This is a genomic window from Devosia elaeis (assembly GCF_001650025.1).
GTDB lineage: Bacteria > Pseudomonadota > Alphaproteobacteria > Rhizobiales > Devosiaceae > Devosia > Devosia elaeis.
Map to the genome: position 1 here is coordinate 1 of NZ_LVVY01000144.1, position 1,927 is coordinate 1,927.

A 1,927-nucleotide genomic window follows, 5' to 3' on the forward strand; every position below is an offset into this window, starting at 1 on the left:
GGTCTTCGACGTGCTGTTCTCGCTGGCCTATTTCCTGCGCATCGGCACGGCCGGATTGGTGGCGCAGGCAGTGGGTGCGCGCGACCCGCGCGACGGGCTGCTGCATGTCGGCCGGGCGCTGGTGCTGGGCCTGGGGATCGGCATCTTTATGGCGCTGCTGGCCATGCCGATCCTGGCCTTCGCCATCTGGGTACTGGCGCCCGAGGCGGGCGTCGAGGCCGCGCTGGCGGATTACTTTCACTGGCGCATCTGGTCGGCGCCGTTTTCGCTGATCAATTACGCGCTGCTGGGCTGGTTCTACGGACGGGCCGCCGCCAAGACCGGCATGATGCTGCAATTGCTGCTGCATCTGATCGACATCACGCTCTCGATCTATTTCGTGCATGGCCTGGGCTGGGGTGTGCCCGGCGCGGCCTTTGCCACGGTGATCGGCCAGGCCGTGGCGGCGCTGGCCGGGCTCACCATCCTGGTCCGGCATTATGGCGGGGTCCGGGCGCTGCTGGCGCGGATCGCGCCGGGGGAAATGCGCGACGCGCCGGCCATCCGGCGCATGTTCGGGCTGAGCCGGGACCTGATGATCCGCTCCATGGCGCTGATGGGCGCCTATGCCTGGTTCGCGGCGCAGGGATCGCGCATGGGCGAGGTGCCGCTGGCGGCCAATGCCGTGCTGCTCAACCTGCTGATGGTGGTGGGGTTCTTTCTCGACGGCATCGCCCAGGCGGCCGAGCAATTGACCGGCAAGGCGGTGGGCGCCAACTGGCGGCCGGCCTTCGACCGGGCCTATCGGCTCTCCATGCTCTGGGGCCTGCTGATCGCGCTGGGGCTGGGCGCCTTGTGGTATCTCTCGGGGCCATGGGTGATCGGGTTCATGACCACCAATGAAGACGTGCGCTCCTATGCGCTGAGCTATATGCCCATCGCGGCCTTGTGCGCGCTGACCTTCATGCCCGCCTTCGTCTATGACGGCATCCTGATCGGCACGACGCAGAACGTGTTGATGCGCAATGGCATGATCGCCTCGCTGGGCGTGTTTCTTGTCGCGGCGCTGGCGCTGCAGCCGCTCTGGGGCAATTGGGGGCTATGGGCGGCGCTGCATTGCTGGTTCATCGCGCGCGGCCTCATCTATTGGGCAGCGCTGGAGCGGCGCAAGGCGGCATTGTTCGCCTGAGCCGGGCTCAGGGCGCGGTGATGCGCCCCGCCGCCCAATCGTCCACCCTGGTGCCCACGAGCTCGGCAATATTGGTCTTGCCGGCGCTGCGCACCCCGGCGACGAGGCCGCGCTTGATGCGGTCGAGCAGGTCGAGGCCGCCGAAGACCAGGGCGGAATAGAGCTGGATGGCATTGGCGCCGGCCTCAAACTTGGCAAGCGCGCTTTGCGGGGAATGCACGCCGCCGACGCCGACGATCGGCAGGGCGCCGACGCGCTGGCGCATCTGGGCGAGGCGCCGGGTCGACAGATCGAAGAGCGGCTTGCCGGAGAGGCCGCCGGCTTCATCGGCGTTTTCGAGCCCGGCAACGGCATCGCGGGAAATGGTGGTGTTGGAGACGATCAGCCCGTCGAGATCGGTCTCGAGGATGACCCGGGCAATGGCGTCCATGCCGGCCTCGTCGAGATCGGGGGCGATCTTGAGCAGGACCGGCACGCGGGTCTTCGCCTTGGCGCGGGCGGTCAGCACCTCGCCCAACAGGCGCCGCAGCGCCTCGTCGGCCTGAAGATTGCGCAGGCCCGGCGTGTTGGGCGAGGAGACATTGACGGTGAGATAATCGGCCAGATCGGCGAAACGCTGCACCCCGAGTACGTAATCGGCGACGAAATCGGCGCTGTCCTTGTTGGCGCCGATATTGACGCCGAGCGCGGCCGGAACGCGCAGGCCCTTGAGGCGGGCGAAGGCGGCGTCGTGGCCTTCATTGTTGAAGCCCATGCGGT

General features: G+C 67.7%; 2 protein-coding genes. One reads left to right on the forward strand and one right to left on the reverse strand.

The features are described 5' to 3' along the window. Positions 1-1,168: MATE family efflux transporter (locus A3840_RS18495; RefSeq protein WP_067460603.1), on the forward strand; the 1,168-nt coding region annotated here is incomplete at its 5' end. A 7-nt stretch (positions 1,169-1,175) separates the two neighbouring features. Here the strand turns inward: A3840_RS18495 and pyrD are convergent. Continuing rightward, positions 1,176-1,927, reverse strand: a 752-nt coding sequence (gene pyrD, locus A3840_RS18500) for a dihydroorotate dehydrogenase (quinone) (protein ID WP_082904034.1), incomplete at its 5' end; no start/stop codon positions are given.